A 1,137-nucleotide genomic window follows, 5' to 3' on the forward strand; every position below is an offset into this window, starting at 1 on the left:
AGTTAAACGGAAAGACGGAACGTGACTTTTAGCAAACTGCATCTTCATACGCTGATATGCACGCTCTGGAAGTGACATTTGCGTTAGAACTTCTCGTGCTGCACTAATAGCAGTCGCATCCATTGAGAAGCCTTTCTCGTCGTTCTCTAGTAAGTTTTTAGTATGCACTAGCAAACGCTCACGTAGCTCTTTGTTTAACTCTCCTGGATACTGACGTTCAAAGTAGAAGTTGAACCAAGCAATTACCTCTTCTTGTTGATACTTTTCCGGATTAAACAACATTAAATACGTCTTTAACGTCTCGTATAAGTATTCACGATGGTGCTTATTCGCTTCCATTTCCGAGAGCAAACTCTCTGACAGCAGAGTAGCAAAGTGTTGAGAAAGAGCATCTGAATACGCGTTATTTGCTGCTTGAGAAACTTTGTCACCTTGATACAGACCAAACTTTTTCACTGCATCAGAATGACCATATTCACTATTTTTCCCTAGTGGCAACATCATGATCTTGTCTAACGTGTCTACAGCACTGATAACGTCCGATTCAAAATCAAGGCTCTCTGCACCTATCATCGCTTCAATATGATTTGCTTGGTTATTGGTATCGACAATTAACTTTGAATTCCATTGATAACTCAGGAACCAAAGAGCAGAAGCACCAACAAGAACACCAACACAACCCATGTATATGCCCGTACGCATCCATCCAGATTGCTTTTGATAGTGGCGGTTAACGGTACCTAGTAATTGCTCTTTAAAGATGACTCGCTCAAAAAGATTTTTAACAAAATAGCTATGCGAACTGTTAACGTTTGTCGCTAAAGGCAACCTCCCTAGTCCCAATCCATTAGTTGATTCACTCATCAGTCGATCAACAGGAATACCTTCTTGTACAGAGCTAAGCAAGAAAACACCGCGAATAAGGGCTGGCTCTTCAAACGTGTTCTGCGTAAATATCTCAGACAAAAACTCATCTAAGTTTGCTTGTAAAACTCGCAGCTGTTTTGGAAATTCGAATATTAGCGTGCGCTTTTCTAAGTCATCTTCAGTTTCTAATATACGTAACATGCGCGCATCGAGCCGCTCCAACATGCCGTGAAACTCTTTATTAAAGAGAGAAATGACACCACGTTCGTC

Annotated in this window: 1 protein-coding gene; it reads right to left on the reverse strand. The window is 41.0% G+C overall.

Translation table 11 applies throughout. The annotated features are described in order from the left end of the window. A partial coding sequence (locus R7M72_RS25410) for an ImcF-related family protein (protein ID WP_318056498.1) occupies nucleotides 1-1,137 on the reverse strand: 1,137 nt, incomplete at both ends.

It is taken from the genome of Vibrio sp. YT-18 (assembly GCF_033337345.1).
In the GTDB taxonomy this organism is placed as follows: domain Bacteria; phylum Pseudomonadota; class Gammaproteobacteria; order Enterobacterales; family Vibrionaceae; genus Vibrio; species Vibrio alginolyticus.